Source organism: Deltaproteobacteria bacterium, assembly GCA_016219225.1.
In the GTDB taxonomy this organism is placed as follows: Bacteria; Desulfobacterota; RBG-13-43-22; order RBG-13-43-22; family RBG-13-43-22; genus RBG-13-43-22.
Genome location: JACRBX010000014.1, coordinates 21,771 through 48,013 on the forward strand (window position 1 = coordinate 21,771; position 26,243 = coordinate 48,013).

The window sequence follows — 26,243 nt, forward strand, 5'->3', positions numbered from 1 at the left end:
GCTTAATTAAAAAGCCCGCTGCCCTCGAATTCTTTGATTTCCTGATCGTCGTAACCCAGTTCCTGTAAAACCTCCCGGGTATGGGTTCCGACCGGCAAGCCCACCTGATCGTATCGGGGCGGTGATTCGGAAAATTTGATCGGGTTGGCCAATTGTCTTACCTTTCCGCCTCCCGGCAAAGCCACCTCAACGACCATACCCCTCTCCTGGGCCAGGGGATCGTTCAAGGCTTCGGAAAGGGTTAAAACCGGCTCGACACAGGCATCCCAGTTCTGAAACCATCCGGTCCACTCATCCCGTGTTTTGGTTTTGATGATCTCCCGGACCTCTTTCTTAACCTGTTCGACATTGGGCGGCATGACACTACCCGGGATCAGATCCGGACGGCCGATCCCCTGGCAAAAGGCGGCGAAGAATTGGGGCTCCAGACCGCCGAAGCTGAGGTATCGGCCGTCTTTGGTTTCATAAAAATCATACAGGGAGCCGCCGTTTAAATAATGCCCTTCCCGTCCCGGCTCCTGACCGGTTACCAGAAAAGAGGCCCCCACCATAGCCGTAAAAGCCATTACGCCGTCGGTCATGGAGATATCCACATATTGGCCAATACCTGTGGCTTGCCGGTAGATAATGGCGGACAGGAGACCGATGATGGAATTGTACGATCCGGAGGCGATGTCGGCGATTTGCATACCCGTCAGGACCGGGCCGGTTTCGGTGCGGCCGGAATAGGACATAAGACCGGATCGGGAAAGATAATTGATGTCATGCCCGGCCCGGCCTGTCAGGGGGCCGGTTTGTCCGTAACCGGTCAGGGAACAATAGATGAGCGCCGGATTCAGTTCTTTTAATGTTGGATAATCCAAACCGAACCTGGCCATGACGCCGGGACGAAATTGCTCGATCAAAATATCATATCGGTTGATCAACTGACAGACGATACGGATGCCCCTTGGATCTTTTAAATTCAAGGTCATGGAACGTTTCCCGCGCCCTAAATAGGCCGAACTGGTAGAGAGGCCGGTGTCTCCGATAAATGGTGGGGCCAGGGTGGTCAGGTCCGGTCGGGAGCCGGAAACAATTCGCAGCACATCGGCCCCAAGGTCCGACAACATCATGGTGGCATAAGGGCCTGGCAATAAGGTGGTGAAGTCCAATATCTTTAAACCTTGCAGGGGGCCGGTCATTATCATGCTCCTTTAATACGAAAATAGGGTTTATTTCTGAATTATTGCTCAATTTTAAGAGACTTGGTTTCTGCAAAACGATCATCTTTCTTTTCATCATCGCCAGGTTATTGGGGGCCGGTTTCGTATTGGCATCCGTTGATAGGCATATTTGGGATACCCGATCATCACCGCCCCGAAGGGCAGGTGATCCGGGGGCAGGGCCAGAACTTCCTGTAGCGGCGGATAGCTATTAGCCGCGGCCATAAAATAGCCGGCCCAGCAAGTGCCCAGGCCGAAGGAGGGCGCCGCCAACTCCAGGTAAGCCAGGGCCAGGATACAGGACGACTGAGACGCAGCCAGGGTGGATGATCCGTGAGCCACGACCAGATGGGGTGCGCTGCGCAGGATTCGATCAATGCCCTGGTCCCAGGCGTTTACGATCCGGTCCAGTCTTTTGGTCAGGGCATATTCGGAACCCTCTTCCAGCAAGACGCGCATCCAGTCGACTACCAGTCCGGCCAGACGCTTAACTTTGATCGGGTCTTCAAAAACCAGCCAGTGCACGGGTTGGCTGTTGCTGGCCGTGGGAGCGTAACGGGCGACTTCGATCAATCTGGTCAGGATATCACGAGGCACCGTTTTTTCTTTATACTTGCGCCTGGAGCGCCGGGAGCGCAAGAAATGCTCGCAATGTTCCTGCGCCAGGGAAAGTTCTTTTCGCACGGGAAGACAGTCCCCCGGGGTCATGGTTTTTAGGGATAAAGCCCCCTGGGGGCAAATAGACACACAATGGCCGCAGTTGATGCAACGTTCTTCCGCATCGGCAACAGGTGTTGGAAAACCTTCTGGGCCGATGAGTTCAATCAGCATTCCCGGGCATTCCGCCGCGCAAATCCCGTCGCGTCGGCATTTTTCCTGATCAATAGTGAAAAGAGCCATGGAACATCCTTTCCGATCTGTTCTATTTCGCCAATCCTTCTCTGTTTAGTTAGCAAAAAGGGATGGAGAAGTCAAGGGGTCAAGGGGGAATTTAAAATTTGGTATCTTTAATAAGGATATGATAATATCCCCTTCTTGTTTGAATTGTTACTTGATTGTCAATCGGTGCCAGAGGAGAGATCATGAAAGACAACATCCTTATTATTCATCCCCGGGACAACGTGGCCGTTGCCTTGAAAACCATGGGGATCGGAGACCTGGCGATCGCCAAGGGAATAGAAGGATTCCCGGTCGTGGAAGAAATTCCCGCCAGCCACAAGATTGCTCTGCGGAATATTTCTCAAGGGGAGGAAATCATAAAATATGGAGAAACCGTGGCGGTCGGCCTCCGGGACATTAAAAAAGGGGAATGGGTCCATACCCACAACTTGGAAACAAAAAGGTGGAAGAAATGATGGAAATCACCGGATACCGGAGAAAAAACGGGCGATTCGGCATCCGCAATCATGTGCTGGTCCTGCCCACGGTTTCCTGTGTCAATGGGGTGATCCATCGCATTGCCCGGGATGTGCCGGCAGCGGTTTGCGCACCTCATGCCCATGGGTGCGGCCGGGGAGGACCAAGGGACCTGGAAATATTGTTTCGGATACTCACCGGGTTGGTGCATCATCCCAATGTGGGTGGAGTGGTTCTGGTCGGATTGGGTTGTGAGGTTTCCAATATTAGAAATTTGCTTCCTCTGATAGCCGATGCCGGAAAACCGATTGAGTTTTTTAATGTCCAGGAAGATGGCGGTTCCCAGGAGACCGCCCAAAAAGGGGCTGCCGCCGCCCGCCGGATCCTGTCGGAAATCAGCAGTCAACCGAGGGTCGCTTTGCCCTGGAATGAACTATTGATCGCTATGGAATGCGGCGGTTCGGACGCCATGTCCGGTGTGACGGCCAATGTGGCCATGGGGGCGGTCTCGGATTGGCTGGTGGAAAGGGGGGCTTCTATAATCTTTGGGGAAAATACCGAGATGATCGGTACCGCCCATGTATTGACCGGACGGGCTAAGGATGAACAAGTGGCCCATCGGATTGAACAAATGATCGACGGGGCTGAAAAATTAACCCGTGAAGTGATGGGAGAGCTGGCCGGGCTGGTGATCTCCCCCGGCAATATGGATGGCGGCATGAGCACCATTGCCGAAAAATCCATGGGCTGCATCTTTAAGGGCGGGACCACCACCATCAACCAGGTCGTTGATTACGGTCAGGCCCCATCCGAACGGGGGCTTATCCTGCAGGATGGACCCGGCTACGATGGAGACTCCATGGCCGGACTGGCGGCCAGCGGTTCCCAGCTTATGTTTTTTTCCACCGGACGGGGAAACCCGGTCGGATTTCCGGCCCTTCCGGTGATCAAGGTAGCCAGTAACTCCAGGATTTTTGAGGCCATGAAAGGGGATATGGATGTCAATGCCGGGAGCCTGGTGGAAGGCCGGGTTTTGGATCAATTGCGGGCCGAGATGATTGATTTAATGATCCGGGTAATTAACGGAGAAAAGACCAAGGCGGAGATAAACGGCATGGAGGTCCTTACCTTTATGACCGTGCACCCGCCATTTTAAAGGCGGATAGGAATTTCCCTTTAAAAGTTAGAGATAAATTCGCAGATGTGCTTTGTCAGAACAAATTTTGCTGTGCAGTGATCTTGCAGTATGATATCAGTAAAGAATAGTATATCATAATACATAACTCTACGAGGCTGAATACCCTATGGAAACGATCAAAAAAACAAACCTGTCCGAGGCCGTTGCCCAGCGACTCCTGTCCTTGATTTCGGAAGGGCAGGTTGAGCCGGGGGGCAAGCTTCCATCGGAACTTGAGTTATGCGGGATGCTGGGGGTGAGCCGGACCGCCGTCCGTGAAGGAATCAAGGCCCTGGCCGGAATAAATGTGTTGACCGTCCTTCCAGGGCGGGGGACTTTTGTGAATCAAACACAGGATGTCATGGTGGATGACCGGGCCTTGCAAATTGCCCTTGAGCGGGAGACGGTTAAAGATCTTTATGAAGTCCGGAGCGTCCTGGACACCGGCATTGCCAGATTTGCCGCCTTGAAGGCCGATGAAAAAGATATTGAGGCCTGTCGTCAGGCTTTGCATAAGATGGAAAAATCGCTTGAATTGGATCCGGTTGACTTTGATCTGGCGGCTGAGGGCGACGAGGAGTTCCATATAGCCTTATGCCGGGCAACCCATAACAGACTTTTGGAAAATATCTCCCGGCCTATCATCAATCATGCTGTGCTCCGGTACTGGAAAAAAGTGCGCGCCTCTGCAGAAAACGTCCGGTCCGGCCTCAAAGCCCACCGGCTGATCCTCCAGGGGATTGAGCACAAAGACGTCCAGGCGGCTATCGACGCCGTGGATAAACACCTGAAAACGGCCTTCAAGAACCTGTACGGCGATAAAAATAAATAATTTTGCAGTAAACAGGCTTTAGCAAAGTCGCCACCGAGCCCAGGGGCAAGTCCTCCGGACACCCTGGAAGGCCTTTTCCAGGGTATGGTAAGGGATCAGGTAAAGGATCGGGGCAAAGGTCTCCTCCCGGACAATGGGCAGATCGGCCCGGGCCGCACAAAGGCAGGGAACATACTAAAGAGGCTTTTAAGGTTTAATACCCCAATAAGTAGATACCCTGTTTCTCCAGACATAAGCATATTTTTCCAGAAGATCTGCGCAACAAAGTGGTTTTCTGCCAGTTAGTTTTTCTACGTTATCGTTTTGAATGGCCATTAAACCATCTCTGATACTGGACTCATTGGTTACCATATCGTTACCGCACCAGGGTACCGGGGATACGGAATAGTCACCGTAGGAATCTCGTGGTATTTTGATGGAATCTAAATATTCATAAAATGCATCTTCTTTTAAAGTTACATATTCATAGTTTATACCCGAGAATTTGGATACCATTTTACAGATTTCACGCTGACTGATCAATTCTCCGCCTACTATATCATAGTCCATATTGTGTTCACCTTTACCCAGCAAAAGTGCAGTAGCCACACGGCCGCTATCATCCTTGGGAATAAAGGTGGCTTTCCCGTCTCCAGCGGTAGTTACCCATTTATCACCGCTTATGTTGGCTAACATAACCGAATTCGTTAAGTAGTTTTCTAAATAAAGATTGTTTCTCATAATATTGAAGTTTACTCCGGACGAACGTAAATACTCTTCGGTTGCAGTATGGTCAGGCAATACAAATTGGGTGTATTCCGGTCTATCAGCGCCCAGGAATGAGGTATAGGTGATGTGTTCTACACCGGCGGCCATAGCGGCATCAATGACATTCTTATGCTGTTGAACACGTTCTGGGCCGATTATTACGCCGGATACCACGTATAAACGATCGCCATCTTGAAAAGCTTGAATCATTTGTTCCTTGTTGTTATAGTCAGCTTCTCTTAATGAAACGCCCAGGAATTCCCAATAATCTTTTCTCGGTTTGGGGACACGATTAAAATCCGGACAGGTGAAGGTTAACTGTTCTCCGGCTACCTCCGTAAGCATATCCGCTGCCACTCTGCCACCTAACTGCCCATCACAACCTGTAACAATATAACGCATGCTTTGACCTCCTATCATAAAGTTAAGTTTTTATGGCATACAAAACAGAGCCCCTCTGACTATCAGATTCCATTATCTACAATCCTTGACGGCAACCCCATCGTTTCTTAATGGAGACCTTCAAAGCGGGTCACTGCAGGACCAGACCGCCATCCACGGCCAGAGCGGCACCGATCACGTAGGAAGCGGCATCCGATAACAGCCAGAGGGCCGCTTCGGCTTGTTCCTCGGGGGTGCCCATTCGTCCCGCCGGGACAACGAGTTTAAGGTACTCCAGACTTTTTTGCCGGTCACTTTCGTTGCTTTTGATAAGAGGCGTGTCTGTTACTCCCGGACATAAGGCATTGATGCGGATCCTGGTCGTTTTGGCATAGGCGGCGGCCGTGGCTTTCGTCAGGCCGATCACGCCGTGTTTGGCGGCACAATAAGCGGCGCTCCTCATGGAAGCCACCAACCCCGCGGTGGAGGCCACGTTAACAATGGCCCCCTTTCCCCGTCCGGCCATATGGGCGAGTTCATACTTCATGCACAACCAGACACTCTTGAGATTGACGTTTATAACGCTGTCCCAGTCCTCTTCGTCCCACTCCATGATATTGAAAGATTTCCCCAGGATTCCGGCGTTATTCAGGGCGCAGTCTATGTGCCCGTAGGTTCGGATCGTCTGGTCTATCAGGCCTTCGACTTCGTTTTTCTGTGTCACGTCGGCTTTGATGAAAAGGACCTCACCACTGTTTGCCTCGATAAGACTTGCCGTCTCCATACCGCCCTCAACATCCACATCGGAAAGGACGACCTTGGCCCCTTCCCTGGCAAAGACCAGGCCGGAAGCCCGGCCTATGCCCGAGCTTCCCCCGGTAACCAGAACCACCTTGTCCTTTAACTGCCCCATAAAGTCTTTTATTTCTTCTTGCACCGGGGGTTGTCAATGTCCTGTTCATCGATCATGGTTACGGAAACCGGCATGGTGACCGGGACACCGAAAAAGGGCGGGGCCTTTTTGTCGATCGAAACGCACTGGATGGGCATAATCATCTGGTGGTCACAGCCCCGCATATACACCTCCCCGGTGATCGATTTCATGTGAAGGCCTTCGAGCGCCGGGATGAGCTTTTGGGCTTCGACAGAACCGGCCTTCCTGATACCCTCGAGAAGAAATTTCATGCCTATATAATCTCGGGCACTGAGATTGGTTGGGATGGGATATTCGTTACTTTTGATAAATTTTTTCCAGTTGTTTATAAAATCGACACTTTCTTTCGTGGGATTCGTATTAAACCAGGTGTCGCAGGCATGGGCGCCAAAGGCAGCCTCCGGATTTTCCCGGGCGACTGATACATCTGCCAGGCCAGGACCCAAGACCGTCGCTTTTATCCCCAGATCACGGCGCTGCTTCATCAGAACACTGATGTCGAGACCATAATCGGCAGTAAGAAGGACTTCGGCCCCGGACATCTTGACCTTGGTCAGAAAAGGGGAAAGGTCTTTTGACATGAGGGGATGATAGTCTTCGCCGACGATCTGGGCCCCGGGGATCTGCCGGGCCAGTTCTTTTTTTATGTTTGCCCCATTATCCCGCCCATAGGAGTAATCCTGGTTGAGAATATAATATTTTTTGGCCTTAAGGGTTTTCGCCGCATAGGCCACGGTTGCCCGGGCCGACATGGCCGTATTCCAGGTGGGTCTGATGGAATTATAGCTGAAGTTCTTTCCCGTTTCCTCGTCCGCATGGGCAAACATAACCAGAGGAATATTGTACTGTTTGGCCAGGTCCTGAAGGGGCTTGACTACATTGGATCCGGCACCTATAAGGATATCCACCTTCCCGTCCAGGAGATATTTCTGGGCCTTTGAGGTGGCCACATCGGGTTTGAGGAGGGTGTCTTCAAAGATAAGCTCAATCTTGCGCCCTAACAGCCCCCCCTGGGCATTTACCTCTTCTACAGCCAGTTTCTCGCCAAGAGTCCATTGTTCCGAATTGGCCTTAATCGGCCCGGAAAGGGGATAGAGACTAAGGATTCGGATGGGCTTTTCTGCCCATGCAGAGGATAAAATCAGAACGACCATACAGACTGCCAATAAAACCTTTGCCATAAAACGTTTCATAACGACCTCCTTGATAATTTTTTTTACTAATGAGTCCCCTTAACCGTCATTCCGGCAGGCTTTAAGCCGGAATCCAGGGACTTTGGTTTTCTCTCATTCTCTTAAAAAACCTGGATTCCCGATAAAGACATTCGGGAATGACGGGGAAAATGTCGCTGTAGTAATAGGTTACTAAATTCTAAGAGAAGGCTATAGCCTTGTGTCTATAGCCATTTTTTATTTAAACCGCCAGATATCTGTGCTGGATCTCCTCATTTTCCAGCACCTCCTGGCCGGTCCCCGTATGGGCGATCATGCCCTTGACCATGATGTAAACCCGGTCGGCCATCCCGCAGGTTTCGGTCAGGTTCCGGTCAATGAGGATCACCGATATCCCCTGGGCTCGGATCTCTCTGATGATATCGAAAATCAACTCGGCGACGATCGGACTCAGTCCTTCTGTGGGCTCATCGATCAGCACCAGATTCGGTTCCCCTATCAGGGTTCTGGCCAGGGTCAGGATCTGTTGTTCCCCCCCGGAAAGGTTTCCCCCCAGGGTGGCGTCTCGCGCCGCCAGTTGGGGCAATCGGCTGTAGATCTTCTCTATGGAGGCCTTGCTCCGGACATCTTTCCCGATCCCCTTTTTAAGACCCATGATCAGATTCTCCCGGACGGTCAGGCCGGGAAATATCCTTCTCTCCTCAGGGACGTAGCCAATCCCCTTCCGGGCGATTCGAAAAGGCTCCATTCCCACCAACTCTTCATTCTTAAAAAGGACCGTTCCCCTTTGGGGCGGAACCAGGCCCATAATGCTTTTCAAGGTAGTAGATTTGCCGACGCCATTTCTGCCCAGAATGGCTACCGTCTGTCCCTCGGCGATCTCCAGGCTGACCCCGTCAAGGACATGACTGTCTTCATAATAGGTGTGGATTCGGTCAATCTGTAACAGCATGGGAATTTTTCCTGTCCAGCACACCGCCGAGATAGACCTCCTTGACGGTCTGGTTATTTCTGATTTCTTCGGGTGTACCGGTGGCCACAATGGTGCCATGGTTGAGAACACTGATTCGGTCCGCCAGGTCGAAGACGACGTCCATATCATGTTCCACGATGAGGAGGGTCTTCCCTGCCGTGACCTCTTTGACTAATTTTACAATCTCCCTGGTCTCTTCCGGCGAAAGTCCTGCCCCGGGTTCATCCAGAAGAAGAAGGTCCGGATCAAGGGCCACAGCCAGACCGACTTCCAAAGCCCTTTGCTGGCTGTAGCCGAGCGTACCGGCCGGCTCATTTCGGAATGGCGAGAGATTGACCCGGCCCAAAAGAGATTCGGTCTCTTCCCCGATGCCTTTCAGGCTTAAGAGCCGGCCGGTGAAGTTGAGGCTTAACCGGTGTTTGGCGGTTACGGCGATCCTCATGTTTTCATAAACCGTCATGTCCCTGAAGATGTTGATGATCTGAAAAGACCGGGCAATGCCCATCTGGATAATGGCATAGGGTGCCAGCCGGTCTATCCGCCTGTTTTTGAATAGTATGGAGCCCCCGGTGGGCTTGTAATGTCCGGTGATGAGATTGAAGAGAGTGCTTTTCCCGGCGCCATTGGGTCCGATAAGGGCATGTTTCTCCCCCTGGCGGACCTCCAGATCGACATCGACAATAATCGCCAGGGGGCCGAAGTATTTTGAGATGTTTTTGAGAGTCAACACGGCCCTTCGGCTCCTCCTTTTGGTTTCAGAAAAGGCACCCGGTTTACGATCTGCCGCACCATTCCCACGATTCCTTTGGGGTAGTAGAGAATGAGCAGTACAAAGAAAGCCCCCAGGATCAACTGCCATCGCTCCGTAAAAGAGCTGAGATACTCGACCAGATATACGTAGATAAAAGACCCGACGATAGGTCCGGCAAAGCTGGCATATCCCCCGATCACGGATATGATCAGGATGTCGAACGAGGTAGTCAGGTCGAGATAGTGAGGGGAGGCGGTTTTTTTGAAGAGGATGAACAAAGCCCCGGACAGGCCGGCGATGAGTCCGGAAAAACCGAAGGCGAAAAGTTTGGCCTGATTGACGTTGATTCCGAGGAAGTCCGCCCTGTCCCGGTTTGACCGGATACTGGAGAGCGTCTCTCCGAGGGGCGTCCGGGTAAGAAACCAGCAAAGCCCAATGGAAGCCACGGCAAAAAGGAGGACGAAATAATACAGGAAGGGGATGCTGGTCAGACTGAACGGTGCCAGTCCCGGAACCGTCACCTGCCTCATCGACCAGCCGGTCAGACCGTCATCTCCGCCGGTCAAACCCCGCCATTTCCAGGCCACGGCCCAAATCATCTGGCTCAGGGCCAGGGTGCCGAAGGCCAGGTAGATTTTGGTGAGCCGAAGAACCAGCGACCCGATCAGGAAACCACAGAGCAGTCCGGAGAGTCCTCCGATAAGAACCGCCAGAATTACCGGAAGACCGGAGAAATTACAGAGGGCGATGGCTGCGGCATAGGCCCCGACCCCGAATAAGGCCGCATGGCCGAAGGACATCAATCCCGTATGGCCGAGCAGGAGGTAATAGCTCACGGCCACCATGGAATAGATGAAGCATTCGGTCAGCAGATAGGTGTGGAACCTGATCCCTGCCAGGGGAAAAACAGCCACCACCGCGAAAAAAATCAGAAGGCCGATGGAGTTGACAGATAGTTTCATTCTTTCTTCCCGAAAAGCCCGCTGGGCTTAAGCGTAAAAACCGCGGCCATGAGCAGATAAATGAGTACGATCGATACCCTGGGGATAAATATGACCCCCAAGGATTGAATCTGCCCGACGAGGAGAGAAGCGACAAAGGCACCTCCGAGGCTGCCCAGCCCCCCGACCGCAATAACCGCAAAGCAGTCAGTAATCATATCGGCATACATGCCCGGGTAGACGCTCAGATAAGGGGCGATAATGACCCCGGCGATGCCGGCCAGCCAGGCACCGATACCCATGACCACCATGGAAACGGTGGCTACGTCGGTCCCCAGGGCGTTGGCCATGTCTCCATCTTCCACGGAGGCCCTGATCGAAATTCCCAGGCGGGTCTTTTTGAGGATATAGAACATGAAGGCCAGCACCAATCCGGCCAGGGCCAGGATGAACAACCGGTACAAGGGGTAGCGGACGTCGGCCCACAACCTCAGTGCCCCGGATAACTCGCCGGGGGTAGGTACCGGTAGAGGGGTTGATCCATAGATCCAGTTAATGACTTCGGTGATGACCATAGCCAGCCCGAAGGTGGCCAGCAGCTCATTGAGGTGCCCAGACCCGTGTATTTTGCTTATGAGGAAACGGTCTATCAGTATCCCCAGGAAGGCACAGACGACCGGCGCGACGACCAGGGCCAGCCAGAAATTGCCGGTCCATTGGATGATTTGAAAGCAGAGGAAGGCGCCGATCATGTAGACGGACACATGGGCAAAGTTGAGGATGTCCATCAGGCCCAAGACCAGGGTCAGGCCGGAGGCGACCAGGAATATGAGCATCCCGTAGACGAGCCCGTGAAGCAAAAGGACAGGGAGCATAACTAATGGACTATCCATGTTTTACCTTAAAATCTTTTTTGGGTGTCGAGAGATTTACTTCTAATAAACCCCGTATTCATAAACGGCCTCGGTCAAAGCCTGTACGTTTTCCGGTTTGGCTTCATCAGGTATGCCCATGGAGCAGTCGATGATCAGACCGCCGTTGTCTCCGAAAATATCGATCAGTTCCTTGACATCCTCTTTGATCTGCCGGGGTGTTCCCGTACACATAAGGGAAGCCGGCACATTTCCCCAGAAACACATAATGTCTCCCAGTAAATTTTTGGCTTTCTTCCTGTCTACCTGGTCGAAATGGCCGATGATCTTTTTCGGAGGCAACTCCTTAAGATACTCCAGCCTCGGGGTATAATTGCCTTCGAACAAAGGAATAGGGGTTAATCCGGCATCAATCAAGCCCAGTAAAAGGGCCTTAAAACAGGGCCAGTAAAATTTGGCAAACTGCTTATCGGACATGAATCCGGCAGCCCCCCGATGCATGGGGATGAAGACCCCCCTGTTTTGGGTCTGCTCCGCCGCCATAATGCATCCTCCGATGGTCAGGGGGGTAAAAAGTTCAATGGCGGCCAGGAGCTTTTCCGGGACACGGTACATGTCGAGCATGGAGCCGCGCATCCCCCGAAAGGCATCCGATATCCAGTCAAAGGCCGGAAAGGTGATGGCCGCAAAGGATACAGGAAATCCCAGATTCATCATTTCTTGCGTATACCGGATCCTCAGTGCTTTCTCTCTTAAATGGGCTTCAGCCAAAGCCAACATCTTTTTAAGCAGCTCCATCAAAGATGGTTGGGAGAGGACATCACCCAAGAATTCGGGCAGGGAGTAGGCATTTGAAAGAAAAAGCAAAGGCGGAGACGGCATTTCGGACATGGCACTTAATGGGCCAAGGGTATCAGAGATGCGCGGCCAGAGCTTTTTTACCGCAAATCCGTTTGGATCGGCTAACATTTCATCGTATTCCTCCGCCACCATATATTCTCCCTCAACCCATTGAAAGGGTTGGTCGTCAGGAAGGCCGCCTCCGGGCCATTTGATTTGCTTCATGCCCAAGATCTCCAGAGGGCGGGCCGGGCGAAGGGGGCCGAAGGGAGCGGCGCAATCCCAGTTGTGTTGGATTGCGGCCTCTTTCCAGGCCTGGACGGTGCTCTCTGTGTTATACATAGCCTCTTTGTTGGAGATCCCTCTGATTCTGGTGGGGTAATAGTGAACCACCAAAGGGGCTACGGGCACACGATCTGGTTTGCGGAGATTGAAGGCATCATCGAGCCGCTTTTTACGGGCCAGGAATTCCGGCAAGGGGTTAAAGTCTAAAACTTCATTTTGGGAATTTGCCCCAGACATTTTTTTCCTTTCTGTATTTTTTTATTCTGCAATCCGCAATCTGCAATCCGAAATCAAGAGATCCACTCTTTACAGAGGTTGACGGCGGCAGCGGCATCTTTGCCATAGGCATCGGCCCGGGCGAACTTGCGGACCTCATCGTCCATCTGGCCGCCGCCGATCATGATTTTCATCTTATCCCGCAAACCGGCTTCTTCTATCGCCCGGACGGTCTTTTCCATGGAGTCAAAGGCCAGAGTCAAAAAACCGCTCAGGCCCACCACCTGTGGCTGGAATTCCTTGATCTTGTCTAAAAAGGTTTGAACCGGCACGTTGATGCCGAGATCCAGGACATCAAAGCCATTCACGTCCAGCATAAAGGTCACGATGTCCTTCCCGATGTCGTGGATATCCCCGGCCACGGTGCCGATCAATACTTTGCCTTTTTTCTGAGCGGCCTCTCCCTTTTTCAAAAGGGGCTTGACCTTGTCCGAGATGTTATTGAGGATCTCGCCGGCCAGGACCAGGTCAGGGATAAAATATTCTTCCGTTTCAAAACGTTTGCCCACAGTCTCCATGGCCGAGCGAGCATCGTCCAGGATGGCCATAGGATCGCCTCCCTGGCCGATTAATTCACCGACCAGGGCATATACTTCTTCTTCCTTCAGGTCGGCCATAAGATCGATCAAATTAGTGTTCATAAAAACTCCTCATTTCCTAAAAAAGATGCGCAGTCCAAGGTTCAAGGCATAAGGTATAGGTTTTTTTACACCTTACACCTTACACCTTAAACCTATTTCGATTATCTGCCCCTTTTTAAAAGGCTGGCCGACGTAAAATCGCTGTAAGTATATTTTTGGTCATTTACCGTCACATCAGCCCCATAATAGGATGCCATGCCAAACTGTGTATCGACGCCAAAGGCACCATCCAGAACCGGATAATTATCCCCCAACATGGCATGCCGCTTGAATGGCTGCATCCAGACCTTCCATATCTTCCCGGCCCGGTCCCAGGCAACAATATAGTAAATATTGCCGCCATTCTCCTTTTCAAGCCAAATGCGTTTTTTACTCTGAGGGTATTTGGGGTCTTTGGGTTTGATGTCAATGACATAGGTGTCCCGCACTTCATAACGGTCATAGGGGAATGGCAGCTCCTTTTTTTTCCAGGTTGCCGGTTTGGGTATAAATGCATTTTCCGTGATGGCCAGTATTTTCTGCTCCCTCACGACGGTGTAAGTAAATTCCGGGATCCTCCCATCAAACCCGAACAAATCGTCCAAAGCTGCTATGTTACCCAATAGCGGTGTGGATCGCTGCCCGGCTTCCGCCCTTAGAACACGCCGCATGCTGGGTAGATAGAGGTAGGTATCATCGGATTTATTCGGGTCCACATACCGGTAGGTGAGGTTGATGGTGTTTTTAACACTACCAGGATTTAAAAAATGGACCATCGAAGCCTTATAAAGACCCAGTGGATTGGGCAGGTCGGGTTTAGGAGAGACACCCAGGCGGCTCTTAAAATATAGAAAGATCAGATGGGCATTATTCCACCGGAGATCTTCTCCTTTCCTTTTTTCAAAAGATGCTCCCCTGGCGTGATCGAGATTTTCATCGAACTGGTATCGGCAATCGAAGTTCCACATGAGTTTGGTGGCAAAATCCTTGTCGCTTCTCTGAAGGTCCGGGAAGGGTAGGCCTTCCCGGTTATATCCCCCGGTGAGGCTCCCCTGAGCATCGAGGCCGTATTTATTTTTATTCTTTGCCGATAAGGCAAGCCATTCCTTGGGAATGGGGATGGGTTTGGACTCAATCACTTTGACATGAATGGGAGTCATAAGTCCCCAACCGTCCTCAAAAGCTGGCAGAAACTCTTGGGGAAAGAGATGGGCATATTTTTTGTAGTTGCTTTTATCGATAGTCGTCCCTGATGCCGGCATCTCCTGACCGAAGGACAACGAGGCCTCGAGGAAACCCGATATTATCAGTGCTGCAACTAACAGCGTCCAAAATCTCAAAGTTTTTTTGTGCATCGCTTTATACCTCCTTAAAACCTAAAAATTAAACTGGGTGGTGAGGACGATCATATCCTTGGTCCGCAGGATGCCCAGTCCTTCATAGTTGTTTTCACCATAGACGTTGATGTACTTCAATTCCGCAGAGAACTTCTGATTCCACCAGCCGGGGGTCCATTTGACGGCCGGCATGATCAGGCCGCTGTTGGCCCAGGGCCAATAGCTGACTACGATCTCCGTCGCAATCCGGTTGTAGAGCCAGTTGGTCGACAGGCGGCCGTTGAAACGGGGCACAAAGGACGGCTGTTTGGTGGCGTAGATAATGTACTGGAGATTATCGGCATTGGGGATATATTCGCCCACATGCTCGATGGTAACGTCGAAGGGGGCGGTCTTGTGCCAATCGAAATACAGAAAGCTGTTGAGGTCGTAGGCCACCATATATTTGAAATAATCCCTCCGGACAAGGGCATCGAAAACCGTTGGATCAAAGGTGTTGAAAGGCTTGTTCGGAGAATAGATGGCCTCGGCCCGGACCACACCCGGCCAGGGAAGCTGCTTGTTCATATAGGCCCCGATGATGTCCATAGAGGGATGGACCAGGGTATATTGCCGCTCCGGCAGAAAGCTGGCTGGTCCGGTGGGGATCAGCCTTCCGGTCAGGTTGCCTCTTTTGATCAGGGGATCATAGTTGTGGGTATGCCAGTAGAGGAGTCCGAACAGATAACCGCCGGCATTGGTGCTGGTCCGGAATCCGAAGCGGGTGTCGCCAATGGTATTATCCGGAAATTCTTCCCGTACCGTAGGGACTTCCGTGGGGACCCATGTCCCGGCCATGGGACCGGGAATAAAGGGGGGCAGTTGGGTCCAGCCCCTGGAAAAAGGAGGAGAGGCCACTCCCGCTGCCTGGGGGAAAATGAGGGTGTTGCCCACCGAATTCGGGGAAAGGAACCGGTCTTCGGGATTGATGGCGAACCGCTGTCCTGATTGATTGATGATCGGACTGGCAAACTGGGCCAACCGGTTGACCCGGTATTTATCATCCACCAGAAGGGGATTGACGATCCATTCAAAACTGGAGCTTAAGGGATCGATATCATGGATACTCCTGATCATCCACTGGGGGATCCGGGTGTCCTCCAGGTTGGAGAAGGCCAGGGCAAAACGTTGATCCTCGGGGTGGATCACATCCCCAACCCGGTCGGTCAGGGATTCCCCCCAGATGGCGATCTGCCGGCCGACTTTAATGTCGTTCATTTTATTGGGGGTGAACTGAACATAGCCTTCCCGGATGACATCATTGAGATTTCTGTATTCACTGTATTCTTCCCCTCCTTTCTGGCTCACCGACCCGTCCTCGGCCTTATACCAGGGCTCATAGGCAAACTGGATAGCCGTATAGACCTTAAACTGGTCGGATGCTTTCCAATCCGCATAGGTCCGCAGCCAGGTCCGCTCTGTGGCCAGACGGTCATCATTCTGTTGATAGGGCTGTTTGTCAAAAAAAACACCGGTGTTATTCCGGAGCCAGCCCCAGACCGTCAGTTCCTGGTTGTCCCCGAAGGTGATCTTGTCAAAGGCCAGCCCCTGGTGGGGAATCAAAAGGGCCAGACAAACCAGGCTTAACCAGATTCCTTTTACACTTTTTGTTAACATCTTTTTCCTCCTCTCAAAGTTTTAAAAACGGTATAAGGTCCAAGGTGTAAGATATACGGTATATGGCATAAGATCTTTCCTTGAACCCTGCATTTTGGCTCTTAGGCCTTATCTTTCTGTTTTTAACCTTGTACCTTTTGCCTTATACTTTGAACCTATCTTTTCGGTAGCGTTCCGGGAGGAATGTGAAATCCTCCGTTGTTATCACCTCCCCTGGTTATGAATTTGGGCTTGATGATGTTGATGACCGCCGGCAGTACCAGGACGCCGACCACCATATTGACCATCATCAATATCCCAAGCAAGATACCCATCTCCGCCTGAAAGCGGAGCGGAGAAAAATACCAGAAGATGACCCCGGCGGTCATCATGGTGGCGGTGAAAAAGACCGCCCGGCCCGAGGTAATGATGCCGCCGCGGACCGCTCTGGCCAGGTCTTTCTCTTCCTGATAGACTTCGATAATACGGCTGACGATGTAGAGTCCATAGTCAACGCCGAGACCGATGCCGAGAGAGACTACGGGAAAGGTATTGATATTCAACCCGATCCCCTGAAAGACCATAAAGGTGAAGGCTAGGAAATTGGCCAGGATGAGGGACATGGTGAAGATGATCCCGGCCAATAAAGAGCGATAGGTGACGACACAAAGGACGAAGATGATGCCCAGAACGATGAAGAGGATCTGATCGTTCTTGACTTCGATCACCTGGTTGGCGGCAGCCAGGATACCGCCCAGCCCGCCGGCCGGTTTCGGGACGGCGTTTTCCATGAGCTTGGGATTGTCCTGGATAAAGCGGTTTACCCGGTTGATGACCTCTTCAAGCACCGGGCCTTCATGATTTTTGAGAAAGAGTTTTACGTTGGTGCTGGTGTTGCCATAGTCTATCCAGGTATCCATCTCACCGGGAGCGGCTCCCGTCTGGATCAGAGTGATCATGTTCTGTATGGCCTGTTGAGAATTGGGGATCGACTCCATCTTGGGATCATTACCGTAGGCCAGCATATTGCTGCCCTTGATCAGGTCGGCCACTGAGATAGCAAAGCCCACATTGGGGTCGGCCATCATATATTGTTTGAGTCCCTCCATGCCGTTGATGACATCAGGATAAGTCACGGCCTGGGGGGCCTTCCCCTGGATGGCCACCCACATCTGGTCCACACCGGGAAACCTCTTATTGATCTGAACAATGTCTGAGTTGTAGTCGGAATAAGGCCAGAGGATGGGACTGCCGGGGTTGGCATCGCCGAACTTGAGATGAGTCGAGGAAATGATGGATAGACCCAGAATAAGGACACTTAAGCCCACGGTGGTGTACCGGCCGGCCCCGAAGGTCCAGTTGGACATCTTGATGAGTATCCGCCTGAGCAGATGTTCCGTAAAATATTCGATCCGGTAGGTAAAGGTCCTGTCAATGATGGCAGATTGGGTGGTCACCCGTTTGGCAAAATCCGGCGACTTTTCGGCCAGGACAACGGGCACAGCGGATTTCTGTGGTATCCGGATACGTCTGAACAGGGCAAAGAGCGGGGGGTAAAAGAAGAAGATAGTGAAGATCATGGCCCCGGACCAGAAGAAGCCCAGATAGGCCAGGTTTCGGAGTGTCGGGATGGGGGTCAGGCAGATGACCAGCAAGGCGAGCGTATCTGCCAGGATGCCGATCAGACCCGGAGGGAAGAGGCCGGTCCCGGTGATCAGGGCCGCCTCTTCGGTATCGGCTGATTTTTGATACTCCTCGGTGAACCTTTCCACCCATTGGACTCCGTGGCTCATGGCCCGGGCCGAGAGGAGAAAGGGGATGACGATGATCAGGGGGTCGAAGTGAAAGCCCAGAATGGCCGAGAAGCCCAAGCCCCAGATGGAGGTCATCAGGGCGCTCACGAAGGGCCAGAACCATAAGCCTCCCCGGCTCATATAGGCAAAAAGCATCAGAAGGATCACCACCGAGGTGATGACCAGGATGAGGGCCATATTGGGCAAATAGTGGTAGATCCAGCCGTAGAGAAGGGGCGTGCCGGTGAGGTAGATCCGATGGTTGGCATCCGCTTCCTTTTTCTTGATCTCCATGAATTTATCGAAAAGGACCCTGAAGTCGATCTTTCCTTCCAGGAAGTTGGCATCAAGACGTAGGGCCTTCTGATCCCGGGAGACCCAGATGCCGTTTACGTTGCCCGAGGTAAAGACCTTTTTCTTCAGCTCCTCCATCTCTCCGCTATTCTTTGGCACTTCTTTCATTACCGGGCTCGACGAGAAGCCGCCGGCGGTCTCTTTCAGGACCGAAACTTTCTGGGATGCGATGGAGAAGATACCGAAATGATCGACGCCGGGGATGAGATCGACGGCGTCGGTAATACGGGACATCTTCGAGAGGGTCTCCGTATTGAAGATATCGCCTTTCTTGACCTCTAAAACCAGGGTAGCCTGGTAGGCCCCGCCGAAGTACCTGGCGTATTGCTGATGGACCTGCACATAAGGGTGGTTCTTGGGAAAGAGGTCCAGAAACTGTGTAAACATCTGGATACGGAATATTTGGCTCAAAAAGAAGAGGGTGATGACCGCCATAGCGACCACCACCTTCTTCTTGTGGTTGATGAGAAAGCCGACCAGTACCTTATACATGCCTTACTCCTTCCCCTCGCCGCCCATAAAAGGAGGGAGGCCGAGACGGGTCCAGGATTTACCGGCATCATTGCTGGCCAGGATCTTGCCTTCATTCCCCGCCAAAAACCCTGTGCCGTTGGTAAATGTGATGCCTGAAAGCCAGGAGTAGTGGCGGGGGATGCTCAGAAGGGACCAGGTCTGTCCGTTATCAGAAGAGTGAACTGCGATTCCGCGCAAACCTACGGCTAAGAGCCTGGAATCAAAGAAGCGGATTTTGAGCAGGGTGTCTTCCGTGTTGCTCCTGATCTCTTTCCAGGTTCTGCCGCCGTCGGAAGTGACCAGAATCTTCCCGGCGGTGCCGACCGCCGCGCCTCTCTGGGAATCTTTAAAGGCAATGCCGAAAAGTTTGCCTAATTGATCGCCCCGTTGTTTTTGAAAGGTCTTTCCACCGTCGATAGTATGAAGGATGGTCTCAAATTCACCGCTGATCCATCCTTCCCGTGGATTTAAGAAAACGAGGTCGTTTAAGATCACGTCGTCTTTGAAGGGCAACCTCTCCCAGATTTTCCCGCCATCGTTCGTATGAAGAATGGTGCCGAAGGTACCCACGCAAAACCCTTCCCGGTTATTGAGGAATTGAATCTTAAGGAGTTTTTGATCGGCCACAGGGCTCTTTTGTCTCTCCCAATGGGCGCCTCCATCTTTCGTATGAAGGATGGTTCCCTGATCCCCGACCACCCAGCCTTCCTTATTATTCACGAAAGATACTCCTGTTAAAGCCTGAACCGTACCGGCCTGTTGGCGGGACCAGGTTTTACCACTGTCCGGGGAATGGGCGATAGCTCCGAAATATCCTACTACCCAGACATGATCCTTGTCAGGCGCCGCCACGTCGTAGAACTTGTCTCCGAAGGTGATGGGTGGAACAAGTCCCTTCAAGGGAATCGCCCCGCTGCCGGTCTTAGGTGGATTACCGCAGCCGGCACTCAATAAAATCAAACCCAGAAGCGCAACAATGGTTGAACGTCTTGTCTGGATGCGCCCAGTTTCTGCCCATTTCTTCCTGAACATTCTCCATTCTCCTTATCCGGTGGTTTACCTTAAACATTTAAAGCCGCATCGAATCCTTCCCTGACGGCATCGGAGATTTTTCGCGGTTCTTTGGCATCACCGATGGTAACCACTTCTATTTTTAGGTTCCTTGCTTCCAGGGCAAGATCATTAACGGACCTGGACCCCGTGGCCATGATAACCGTGTCTGCCCGGATGGATTCGGTGCCAGCTTCCGTCTCTATAACCACTCCGTCTTCTTCGATGCCGACCACCTTAACTTGAGAACGGAGATGCACGCCCAAAAGCCCGAGATTTTTGAGCAGACCCCACCTGGTGCTGGGGCCCACATTCCCGGCCATTTTCGCCATCATCTCCAGGACAGTGATCGTACGACCGCTGCGCCAAAGCAATTCTCGAAGCCGGTCCAAATCTTCGGCCTCATGATAAGCCAAAAAGGTAAAGGCCTGACTATCCAGAACGTCCAACCGGGCCACATAAAGAGCCGTTTCGCATCCGATGGCCCCACCACCGATAATGACCACCTGCCGGCCGATTTCAGGTACAGAGCCCTTGAGGATTTCCCAGGCATTAAAGACTATCCGGTTATCTATCACCGGGACATTAATCCCCAGCGGTCTGGCCCCGGTAGCCACGACTAATAAATCCGGCTTTTCTTTTTCCACGACTTCCCGGCTCAAGGTCATCCCGAGGTTTATTTTTACCCCGGCCTTTTTTACACGGTGCCCCAGGCTTTTCACGGCCTGGGGAAACTCTTCCTTCCCCGGAACGCGGCCGATGAGATTCACCTGGCCTCCTGGTTTCTCCTCTTTTTCATACAGGGTGACGTCGTGGCCTCTTTGGCGGGCGGTGAGGGCAAATTGCAATCCTGCCGGCCCTCCGCCGGCCACCAGAATCCGCTTTTTCACCGTGGCTTCTTTGATTTCGGTTTCCCCTTCCCGGCCCACCCTGGGGTTGAGGGTGCAGCAAACGGACCGCCCGGAGAATATTGAGTCGAGACACCCCTGGTTGCAACCTATGCAAGGCATAATCTCGTCAAGCCGGCCGGTCTTCACTTTATTCGGCAGGTCAGGATCGGCGATGAGAGGTCTTCCCCAGCAGATCATATCCGCTGCCCCGGAACGCAGGACCTTCTCAGCCTGCCGTGGGTCTCCTAACCGGTTGGAGGCGAAAACCGGGATCTTTACTTTTTCCTTGATACCCCGGGCCAGATAGACATAGGCACCGGGAGGGACGTCGCTGGTGATCTGAGGGACCGTGGTCTCGTGCCATCCGCCGGTGACATTGATGGCGTCCGCCCCGGCCTTTTCCGCCTGGGCACAGAAGAGGGCCGATTCCAGGTTGGTATGGCCCCCTTTGACAAAATCATGTCCCGAGACCCGGATGCCCATGGCCGAATCCTGGCCGATTGCCTGCCGGACCCTTTGAATCACTTCCAGACCGAAACGCATTCGGTTTTCCAGGGAACCGCCGTATTTATCGGCTCGTTGGTTGGTGACCGGCGACAGGAATTCCCCGATCAGGTAGCTGCCGCCGGCGATGATTTCGATGTAATCGAATCCAGCCCAGATGGCCCGCAGTGCGGCTTTGGCAAAGGCCCCCTGAACTTCCTCGATGTCTTCCCCGGTCATCTCCCTGGGGATTTCACCGGTCAGGGGACTGGCCAGGGCTGAAGGGGCTATTGGGATTATTCCCGTGTATTTGGAAGAGGCGTTCCGGCCCTGGTGTATCAGTTGTATCCCGATCCTGGCCCCGGTATTTTGATGAAGCTCACCGACAAAATCCCGGATCGGATCGATGTAATTATCGTCGAAGAGGGCCGGCATAAAAGGATTGCTCCCGACCCTATCGATGGCCAGGGGGCCCATAATCATGAGGCCTACACCGCCGTTGGCCCTCTCCCGGTAAAAGGCCTTGTAGCGGCTGGTGAAGGTATAATCGTTGGTATAAAACAAGGCCATGGCCGGCATGACAATCCTGTTCGAGATGGTCATGCCATTGATTGTTATCGGTTCAAAAAGCCTTATGAATTGCATAGGTCCTTTTCTTCATCAAAAACTCAAACCGCTAAGGGAGCAACGAATCATGATAATGGGTTCAAGAAAAAAGCTCAAAGCTCAAAGCTCAAAGTGAAAACTCAGACGATGGGCAAGGTACAGAGTTCAAGGTTTTTTTACTGGCAACCTGCATCTTGCAACTTGAAACTTTAAGCTTCTTTGCTAAGCAATGTTCAACCAGCTACTTTTTGACCGGTCTCCATTTCGGAAGGCTGTATTCCGGTGAACCATCATCGAAAACGACCTCCAGTTCCATACCGTTCTTTATATCTTTTAAATCACATTCAACGATGGTGGAGACCATCCGAGGACCTTCCTTGAGATCTATTAAGGCCGTTACATACGGCAGGTCAGGCATAAATGGAAAAGGAACCCCGACCTCATTGACGGCAAAGGCGTAGAGCGTTGCCCGGCCTGATGCCTGCACCCATTCACTGTTGTCACTCTGACATTCCGTACAGTAAAGATAGGGTGGGTGATCGATATGACCACAATCCTGGCATGTCTTGAGCAGGAGCTTGTGCTCCTTTGCACCTTCCCAGAACGGTTTGGACCATTTTGTGGCGACCGGCAACGGTTTCCTTAGATCCTCATCGGTAACCTTAAATTTTTCTTTCAGTGTCTTGGCATCCATCTGTTGGCTCCTTCATTTATATTCATGGTCATCACGATGTTATAATTAAGGGACTTCATTTCCGAGGACTGTAAAATGGACATCGGAATAGGCCCCGCCGCCACAATTAAATATAAGGAACTTTGCATCCGGAACCTGGGCTTTTCCGGCCTTCCCCTGCAACTGGCGCACAGACTCGGCGAACAAAGCAAAACCAACCCCGGTCCCTGTATGGCCAAAGCTCAGGGCCTCCCCATTAGTTATGGCAGGGTATTTACCGCCAGGGCTTGTCTCCCCGGCCGCGACGAGCGCTCCAGCCTTGCCCTGTTCGGCGATACCCATAGCCTCCAGGCAGATGAGGTCCAAATGGGGATAGGCCCCGTAGGCTTCGAAAATATCCATGTCTTTCGGCCCCAGTCCGGCCTGTTCATAGGCCTCGTTGGCAGGATGCCTATAAAACTTGATCATTTTCCCCATATCCGCAAAATCCGGGACGGCACTGGTGATAAACCTATGGGAATAACGCGATCCTGTGCCAAGGATATAGACCGGTTTGACGCCGGTCTTCCTGGCCACCTGCCGAGCCTTCTCTGCGGTGGTCATGACGAAGGCGCTTCCCCCGTCACAGAGCACGTTGCACATAAAAGCGGTGAGGGGGGCGGCAACCATTTTGCTCTTCAGTACGTCTTCAGTGGTTAATTCCTTCTTATTGAACATCGCATTCGGTTGAAGACAGGCCCATTTGCGGCAGGCTACGGAAACGGCGGCAATCTGTTCGATAGTAGTGCCGGAGTGCTCCATATAGGCATTGGCCATCATGGCAGCCAGACCGTTATAGGTCATACCGTAGGGAACTTCCCATTCCAGGCTCGAGCCGGCCTGGGCAAAATACTTAATTTGCTCATTGGAGCTGAACTGGGAAAAGCGCTGTGCGTGCACTACAAGCACCATATCCGTGTGACCCGACTCGAGCACGCCCATGGCCGTCTTCAGGATGGAACTGGTTGAGCCTCCTCCGGAGATTGTAGTCGCATATATCTTGTTGTTCTTTGCGCCTATTGCTTCCGGCAGATGGCCGAAGAACATTTCCGTATTGTACTCGGTGCCCATGATGTGCGCGGCAGTCAAGACCGAACCGACGTCTTTCATGTTGATTCCCGCATCTTTTACCGCAGCTCTGGCTACCGTATAAGCAATCTCGAATTCGCTCCGCTCCGGAAACAGGCCGTGGGGCACCTCACCGGTACCTATAATTGCAAAGTCGCCTTTATTCATAATTAGGCCTCCTCTGTTCTTTCCTGACTCGAGTCGCCTTTTAAAGCGCATTTTTCGTAAAATGACTGACCGGTCAGGTTTGAAGCCAGACTATACGAAAATTTGGAGGCCTGTCAAGAACTTTTTTATAATATTTAACTTTACGCATTATATCAATATATTACCGTGAAAATATATAATTCTGAGACCGATTGAGGGATTTTATTTTTTTTCTTGACATCGTTAAACAAGTAAATTATATATTGAACCATGACCAGTCAGTCAGTTTTTCAAAAAAGGTTTCGAGCGATTCTGCCGGTTGACGATTCGAATCAATCAACAGGGCTTTCCCATCACAATCGTTCGGCATTCATTGAAAACCTCTCAGAATTATGCAATCATAAAAAGAATAGATCTAAATCACCAGAGGGGGAGGTTACTGATATGAATGACCGGTCATTAAGCAAAAAACAAGAGATCATTGATAAAGCCATAGAATATTTTTCCAAGAACGGCATTGCCGAGACCAAGATAGAGGAAATTACCAATGCCCTCGGCATAGGGAAAGGGACCCTCTATCTTTATTTTAAGGGTAAGAAAGAGTTGCTGCTCAATTGCATCGACCGGTTGACCACCGTTGTCATACCCAAAGAGGTCTGGCTCGATATCCGGGAAGAAACCAACTACAAACTCAGATTTCAGAAAAGGCTCGTTGCCTTTCTCAAGGCCTACCCGACCTTCTGCGGCATCCTGAACCTCGTTAACCAGAGCCTGGAAGGCAAAGATCCTGAGTTGGCTAAAAAGGCCGGTGATGCCTATCGGTTGCTCGCGGGTCCTTTGACAAAGGATTTCCGCTGGGCGATCAAGCATGGCTGGGTGAAGGAAATCGATGCAGAGGTCTTGGCCTTCATTATGCTGGGACTGGGTGAAGGCCTGGGCAATATGCTCAAGATCGATCCACGTTACTCACCCGAAAAACTGGCAGAGATTACCTGGGACATGACCATCAATGGTATCGGCTCCTCTGAAACGGTGAAACCGGAAGAAGCGGGTTCTCTCTATTGGGATTTACGCGATTCCGGTAATAAAAATCTGCGTATCTACAACCTCAGCTTTAATGGGAAAAGCTATCTTACCGGTGATTTTGGGAAAGGGGAACTCCAGGTTTCCTTAAGGAATATTGCCTCTATGTCCATAAAGACTGCCGGTGATGCTTCATCAGTCATAGTGAAGACGAAGAATGATAAGTCCATCATCTTGATGGTTGACGGCAATACCCGCCTGTCCGCAGAAACGGAGTTCGGTCGTTATGAAATTTTTTTGCGACAGGTTACCCATATATCGGCCATATTAGAAGAAAGCCGATCAAGAAAGGATTGACGATTGTCGATTGAAAGATATTTTGAATCAAAAATCATCAACCATAAATGGAAAGAGAGAAGATGGGAAAAAAGGTCTATGAGACCATCCTCTATGAAACGAAAGATCGGGTGGCTACCATAACCCTTAATCGACCGGAGGTCCGGAACGCCATCAATCAGGAGATGGCCGCAGAATTGCTTGATGCCCTCCGTGACTTTAAAGAGGATAAAGAGACCAAGGTGGGGATATTAACCGGGGCGGGAGAAAAAATATTCTGCGCCGGCGGGGATATTGCCATGTTTTTTGAAAAACTGGCCAAAGATTCCATGGCCCGGTACGACTGGCTCATTACCGGTGATGAGATCACCCGGCTGATGATGGAGCGGATAGAAAAACCGATCATCGCCGCGGTGAACGGTCATTGCCTGGCTGGCGGCCTGGAACTGGCGATGGCTTGTGATTTCATCATTGCCTCGGAGAATGCCACCTTCGGGTTGGCTGAAATCGACATCGGCCTGATTCCCGGATGGGGCGGGACGACCCGTCTGTTACGGGCCATCCCGGCCAGAAAGGCCAAAGAGATGATTTATACCGGGACCCGCATCGAGGCCCTGGAAGCGGAAAAGCTGGGCCTGGTCAATAAGGTTGCACCCCGAGGCCAGGCTTATGAAACGGCCCTTGAAATAGCGAAGAAGATTGCCGGTAAGTCTTCCTATACCTTAAGACTGGCCAAAAAGGCCTTGACCTACGGATTGGAGGTATCGGGCATGGATGCTGCCCTATTCATTGAGCGGGGGGCGGCCAGCTTAGCTTCGGAAGGAGAAGGTTTTCAGGAGGGGGTAAGGGCATTTTTAGAGAAGAGGCCGCCGAAGTTTAAATAGGTCTTATTGGACCTATAGGGCATATTTTTTTGACAGAGGAACGGAGAAAA

General features: G+C 51.8%; 22 protein-coding genes. 5 read left to right on the plus strand and 17 right to left on the minus strand.

Annotated features, from left to right (window positions below):
* Positions 1 to 2: 2 nt before the first annotated feature.
* Together HY879_01105 and HY879_01110 are read right to left on the minus strand one after the other, a co-directional pair.
* A complete protein-coding gene (locus tag HY879_01105) occupies positions 3 to 1,184 on the minus strand; it encodes a CoA transferase (GenBank protein MBI5601931.1) in 1,182 nt (393 codons plus the stop codon).
* Between the two features lie 96 nt (positions 1,185 to 1,280).
* The gene (locus tag HY879_01110) at positions 1,281 to 2,105 is read right to left on the minus strand and encodes a nitroreductase family protein (GenBank protein MBI5601932.1); all 825 of its coding nucleotides are present in this window, start codon (positions 2,103 to 2,105) and stop codon (positions 1,281 to 1,283) included.
* 182 nt (positions 2,106 to 2,287) lie between these two features.
* On the opposite strand from HY879_01110, the gene HY879_01115 reads away from it, so the two are divergent.
* The 3 genes from HY879_01115 (at position 2,288) to HY879_01125 (ending at position 4,570) form a co-directional block, all read left to right on the plus strand.
* Positions 2,288 to 2,560 carry a UxaA family hydrolase gene (locus HY879_01115; protein ID MBI5601933.1) on the plus strand — a complete coding sequence of 91 codons (273 nt, stop codon included), beginning with the start codon at positions 2,288 to 2,290 and terminating at the stop codon, positions 2,558 to 2,560.
* On the plus strand, positions 2,557 to 3,717 hold the full coding sequence (locus tag HY879_01120; GenBank protein MBI5601934.1) for a UxaA family hydrolase: 1,161 nt from the start codon (positions 2,557 to 2,559) through the stop codon (positions 3,715 to 3,717). The genes HY879_01115 and HY879_01120 overlap by 4 nt, the downstream gene beginning before the upstream one ends.
* 148 nt (positions 3,718 to 3,865) lie before the next feature.
* On the plus strand, positions 3,866 to 4,570 hold the full coding sequence (locus HY879_01125; GenBank protein ID MBI5601935.1) for a FadR family transcriptional regulator: 705 nt from the start codon (positions 3,866 to 3,868) through the stop codon (positions 4,568 to 4,570).
* A gap of 186 nt (positions 4,571 to 4,756) precedes the next feature.
* Here HY879_01125 and HY879_01130 read toward each other — a convergent pair whose 3' ends face one another.
* From HY879_01130 to HY879_01200, 15 genes are all read right to left on the minus strand, one after another.
* Positions 4,757 to 5,719, minus strand: coding sequence for an NmrA family NAD(P)-binding protein (locus HY879_01130; protein MBI5601936.1), 963 nt, complete (start codon positions 5,717 to 5,719; stop codon positions 4,757 to 4,759).
* 130 nt (positions 5,720 to 5,849) lie between these two features.
* Positions 5,850 to 6,611 (minus strand): glucose 1-dehydrogenase, encoded by a 762-nt coding sequence (locus HY879_01135; GenBank protein ID MBI5601937.1) that lies wholly within the window; start codon positions 6,609 to 6,611, stop codon positions 5,850 to 5,852.
* An 8-nt stretch (positions 6,612 to 6,619) separates the two neighbouring features.
* Positions 6,620 to 7,825: an ABC transporter substrate-binding protein gene (locus tag HY879_01140; GenBank protein MBI5601938.1), complete on the minus strand. Its 1,206-nt coding sequence runs from the start codon at positions 7,823 to 7,825 to the stop codon at positions 6,620 to 6,622.
* Positions 7,826 to 8,045: 220 nt separating this feature from the next.
* The gene (locus HY879_01145) at positions 8,046 to 8,855 is read right to left on the minus strand and encodes an ABC transporter ATP-binding protein (protein ID MBI5601939.1); all 810 of its coding nucleotides are present in this window, start codon (positions 8,853 to 8,855) and stop codon (positions 8,046 to 8,048) included.
* Positions 8,740 to 9,636: an ABC transporter ATP-binding protein gene (locus tag HY879_01150; GenBank protein MBI5601940.1), complete on the minus strand. Its 897-nt coding sequence runs from the start codon at positions 9,634 to 9,636 to the stop codon at positions 8,740 to 8,742. Before HY879_01150 ends, HY879_01145 begins: the two co-directional genes overlap by 116 nt.
* A gap of 850 nt (positions 9,637 to 10,486) precedes the next feature.
* On the minus strand, positions 10,487 to 11,362 hold the full coding sequence (locus HY879_01155; GenBank protein ID MBI5601941.1) for a branched-chain amino acid ABC transporter permease: 876 nt from the start codon (positions 11,360 to 11,362) through the stop codon (positions 10,487 to 10,489).
* Positions 11,363 to 11,404: 42 nt separating this feature from the next.
* Positions 11,405 to 12,703 carry a hypothetical protein gene (locus HY879_01160; GenBank protein ID MBI5601942.1) on the minus strand — a complete coding sequence of 433 codons (1,299 nt, stop codon included), beginning with the start codon at positions 12,701 to 12,703 and terminating at the stop codon, positions 11,405 to 11,407.
* A gap of 53 nt (positions 12,704 to 12,756) precedes the next feature.
* Complete coding sequence (locus HY879_01165; GenBank protein MBI5601943.1) at positions 12,757 to 13,383, minus strand: cobalamin B12-binding domain-containing protein; 627 nt, start codon at positions 13,381 to 13,383, stop codon at positions 12,757 to 12,759.
* Positions 13,384 to 13,484: 101 nt separating this feature from the next.
* Complete coding sequence (locus HY879_01170) at positions 13,485 to 14,717, minus strand: DUF1329 domain-containing protein (GenBank protein MBI5601944.1); 1,233 nt, start codon at positions 14,715 to 14,717, stop codon at positions 13,485 to 13,487.
* Positions 14,718 to 14,738: 21 nt separating this feature from the next.
* A complete protein-coding gene (locus tag HY879_01175) occupies positions 14,739 to 16,355 on the minus strand; it encodes a hypothetical protein (GenBank protein MBI5601945.1) in 1,617 nt (538 codons plus the stop codon).
* Positions 16,356 to 16,510: 155 nt separating this feature from the next.
* Complete coding sequence (locus HY879_01180; GenBank protein ID MBI5601946.1) at positions 16,511 to 18,973, minus strand: MMPL family transporter; 2,463 nt, start codon at positions 18,971 to 18,973, stop codon at positions 16,511 to 16,513.
* Between the two features lie 3 nt (positions 18,974 to 18,976).
* The gene (locus tag HY879_01185; protein ID MBI5601947.1) at positions 18,977 to 20,026 is read right to left on the minus strand and encodes a hypothetical protein; all 1,050 of its coding nucleotides are present in this window, start codon (positions 20,024 to 20,026) and stop codon (positions 18,977 to 18,979) included.
* A gap of 29 nt (positions 20,027 to 20,055) precedes the next feature.
* On the minus strand, positions 20,056 to 22,062 hold the full coding sequence (locus HY879_01190; protein ID MBI5601948.1) for an FAD-dependent oxidoreductase: 2,007 nt from the start codon (positions 22,060 to 22,062) through the stop codon (positions 20,056 to 20,058).
* Between the two features lie 202 nt (positions 22,063 to 22,264).
* A complete protein-coding gene (locus HY879_01195; protein ID MBI5601949.1) occupies positions 22,265 to 22,717 on the minus strand; it encodes an OB-fold domain-containing protein in 453 nt (150 codons plus the stop codon).
* Between the two features lie 45 nt (positions 22,718 to 22,762).
* Positions 22,763 to 23,971, minus strand: coding sequence for a thiolase family protein (locus tag HY879_01200; protein MBI5601950.1), 1,209 nt, complete (start codon positions 23,969 to 23,971; stop codon positions 22,763 to 22,765).
* 423 nt (positions 23,972 to 24,394) lie between these two features.
* Here HY879_01200 and HY879_01205 point away from each other — a divergent pair, with 423 nt between their 5' ends.
* Both HY879_01205 and HY879_01210 read left to right on the plus strand, forming a co-directional pair.
* A complete protein-coding gene (locus HY879_01205; GenBank protein ID MBI5601951.1) occupies positions 24,395 to 25,330 on the plus strand; it encodes a TetR/AcrR family transcriptional regulator in 936 nt (311 codons plus the stop codon).
* Positions 25,331 to 25,392: 62 nt separating this feature from the next.
* The gene (locus HY879_01210; protein ID MBI5601952.1) at positions 25,393 to 26,193 is read left to right on the plus strand and encodes an enoyl-CoA hydratase/isomerase family protein; all 801 of its coding nucleotides are present in this window, start codon (positions 25,393 to 25,395) and stop codon (positions 26,191 to 26,193) included.
* Positions 26,194 to 26,243 lie beyond the last annotated feature (50 nt).

Bases quoted from the DNA above. Each gene is read 5' to 3' on its own strand.
- HY879_01190 (MBI5601948.1), bottom strand. From the start codon at position 22,062: ATGCAATTCATAAGGCTTTTTGAACCGATAACAATCAATGGCATGACC.
- HY879_01140 (MBI5601938.1), bottom strand. From the start codon at position 7,825: ATGAAACGTTTTATGGCAAAGGTTTTATTGGCAGTCTGTATGGTCGTT.
- HY879_01210 (MBI5601952.1), top strand. From the start codon at position 25,393: ATGGGAAAAAAGGTCTATGAGACCATCCTCTATGAAACGAAAGATCGG.
- HY879_01170 (MBI5601944.1), bottom strand. From the start codon at position 14,717: ATGCACAAAAAAACTTTGAGATTTTGGACGCTGTTAGTTGCAGCACTG.
- HY879_01110 (MBI5601932.1), bottom strand. From the start codon at position 2,105: ATGGCTCTTTTCACTATTGATCAGGAAAAATGCCGACGCGACGGGATT.
- HY879_01125 (MBI5601935.1), top strand. From the start codon at position 3,866: ATGGAAACGATCAAAAAAACAAACCTGTCCGAGGCCGTTGCCCAGCGA.
- HY879_01115 (MBI5601933.1), top strand. From the start codon at position 2,288: ATGAAAGACAACATCCTTATTATTCATCCCCGGGACAACGTGGCCGTT.
- HY879_01180 (MBI5601946.1), bottom strand. From the start codon at position 18,973: ATGTATAAGGTACTGGTCGGCTTTCTCATCAACCACAAGAAGAAGGTG.
- HY879_01105 (MBI5601931.1), bottom strand. From the start codon at position 1,184: ATGACCGGCCCCCTGCAAGGTTTAAAGATATTGGACTTCACCACCTTA.
- HY879_01160 (MBI5601942.1), bottom strand. From the start codon at position 12,703: ATGTCTGGGGCAAATTCCCAAAATGAAGTTTTAGACTTTAACCCCTTG.
- HY879_01185 (MBI5601947.1), bottom strand. From the start codon at position 20,026: ATGTTCAGGAAGAAATGGGCAGAAACTGGGCGCATCCAGACAAGACGT.
- HY879_01165 (MBI5601943.1), bottom strand. From the start codon at position 13,383: ATGAACACTAATTTGATCGATCTTATGGCCGACCTGAAGGAAGAAGAA.
- HY879_01130 (MBI5601936.1), bottom strand. From the start codon at position 5,719: ATGCGTTATATTGTTACAGGTTGTGATGGGCAGTTAGGTGGCAGAGTG.
- HY879_01195 (MBI5601949.1), bottom strand. From the start codon at position 22,717: ATGGATGCCAAGACACTGAAAGAAAAATTTAAGGTTACCGATGAGGAT.
- HY879_01135 (MBI5601937.1), bottom strand. From the start codon at position 6,611: ATGGGGCAGTTAAAGGACAAGGTGGTTCTGGTTACCGGGGGAAGCTCG.
- HY879_01205 (MBI5601951.1), top strand. From the start codon at position 24,395: ATGAATGACCGGTCATTAAGCAAAAAACAAGAGATCATTGATAAAGCC.
- HY879_01200 (MBI5601950.1), bottom strand. From the start codon at position 23,971: ATGAATAAAGGCGACTTTGCAATTATAGGTACCGGTGAGGTGCCCCAC.
- HY879_01120 (MBI5601934.1), top strand. From the start codon at position 2,557: ATGATGGAAATCACCGGATACCGGAGAAAAAACGGGCGATTCGGCATC.
- HY879_01175 (MBI5601945.1), bottom strand. From the start codon at position 16,355: ATGTTAACAAAAAGTGTAAAAGGAATCTGGTTAAGCCTGGTTTGTCTG.
- HY879_01145 (MBI5601939.1), bottom strand. From the start codon at position 8,855: ATGGCACCATTGTGGCCACCGGTACACCCGAAGAAATCAGAAATAACC.
- HY879_01155 (MBI5601941.1), bottom strand. From the start codon at position 11,362: ATGGATAGTCCATTAGTTATGCTCCCTGTCCTTTTGCTTCACGGGCTC.
- HY879_01150 (MBI5601940.1), bottom strand. From the start codon at position 9,636: ATGGCAGTTGATCCTGGGGGCTTTCTTTGTACTGCTCATTCTCTACTA.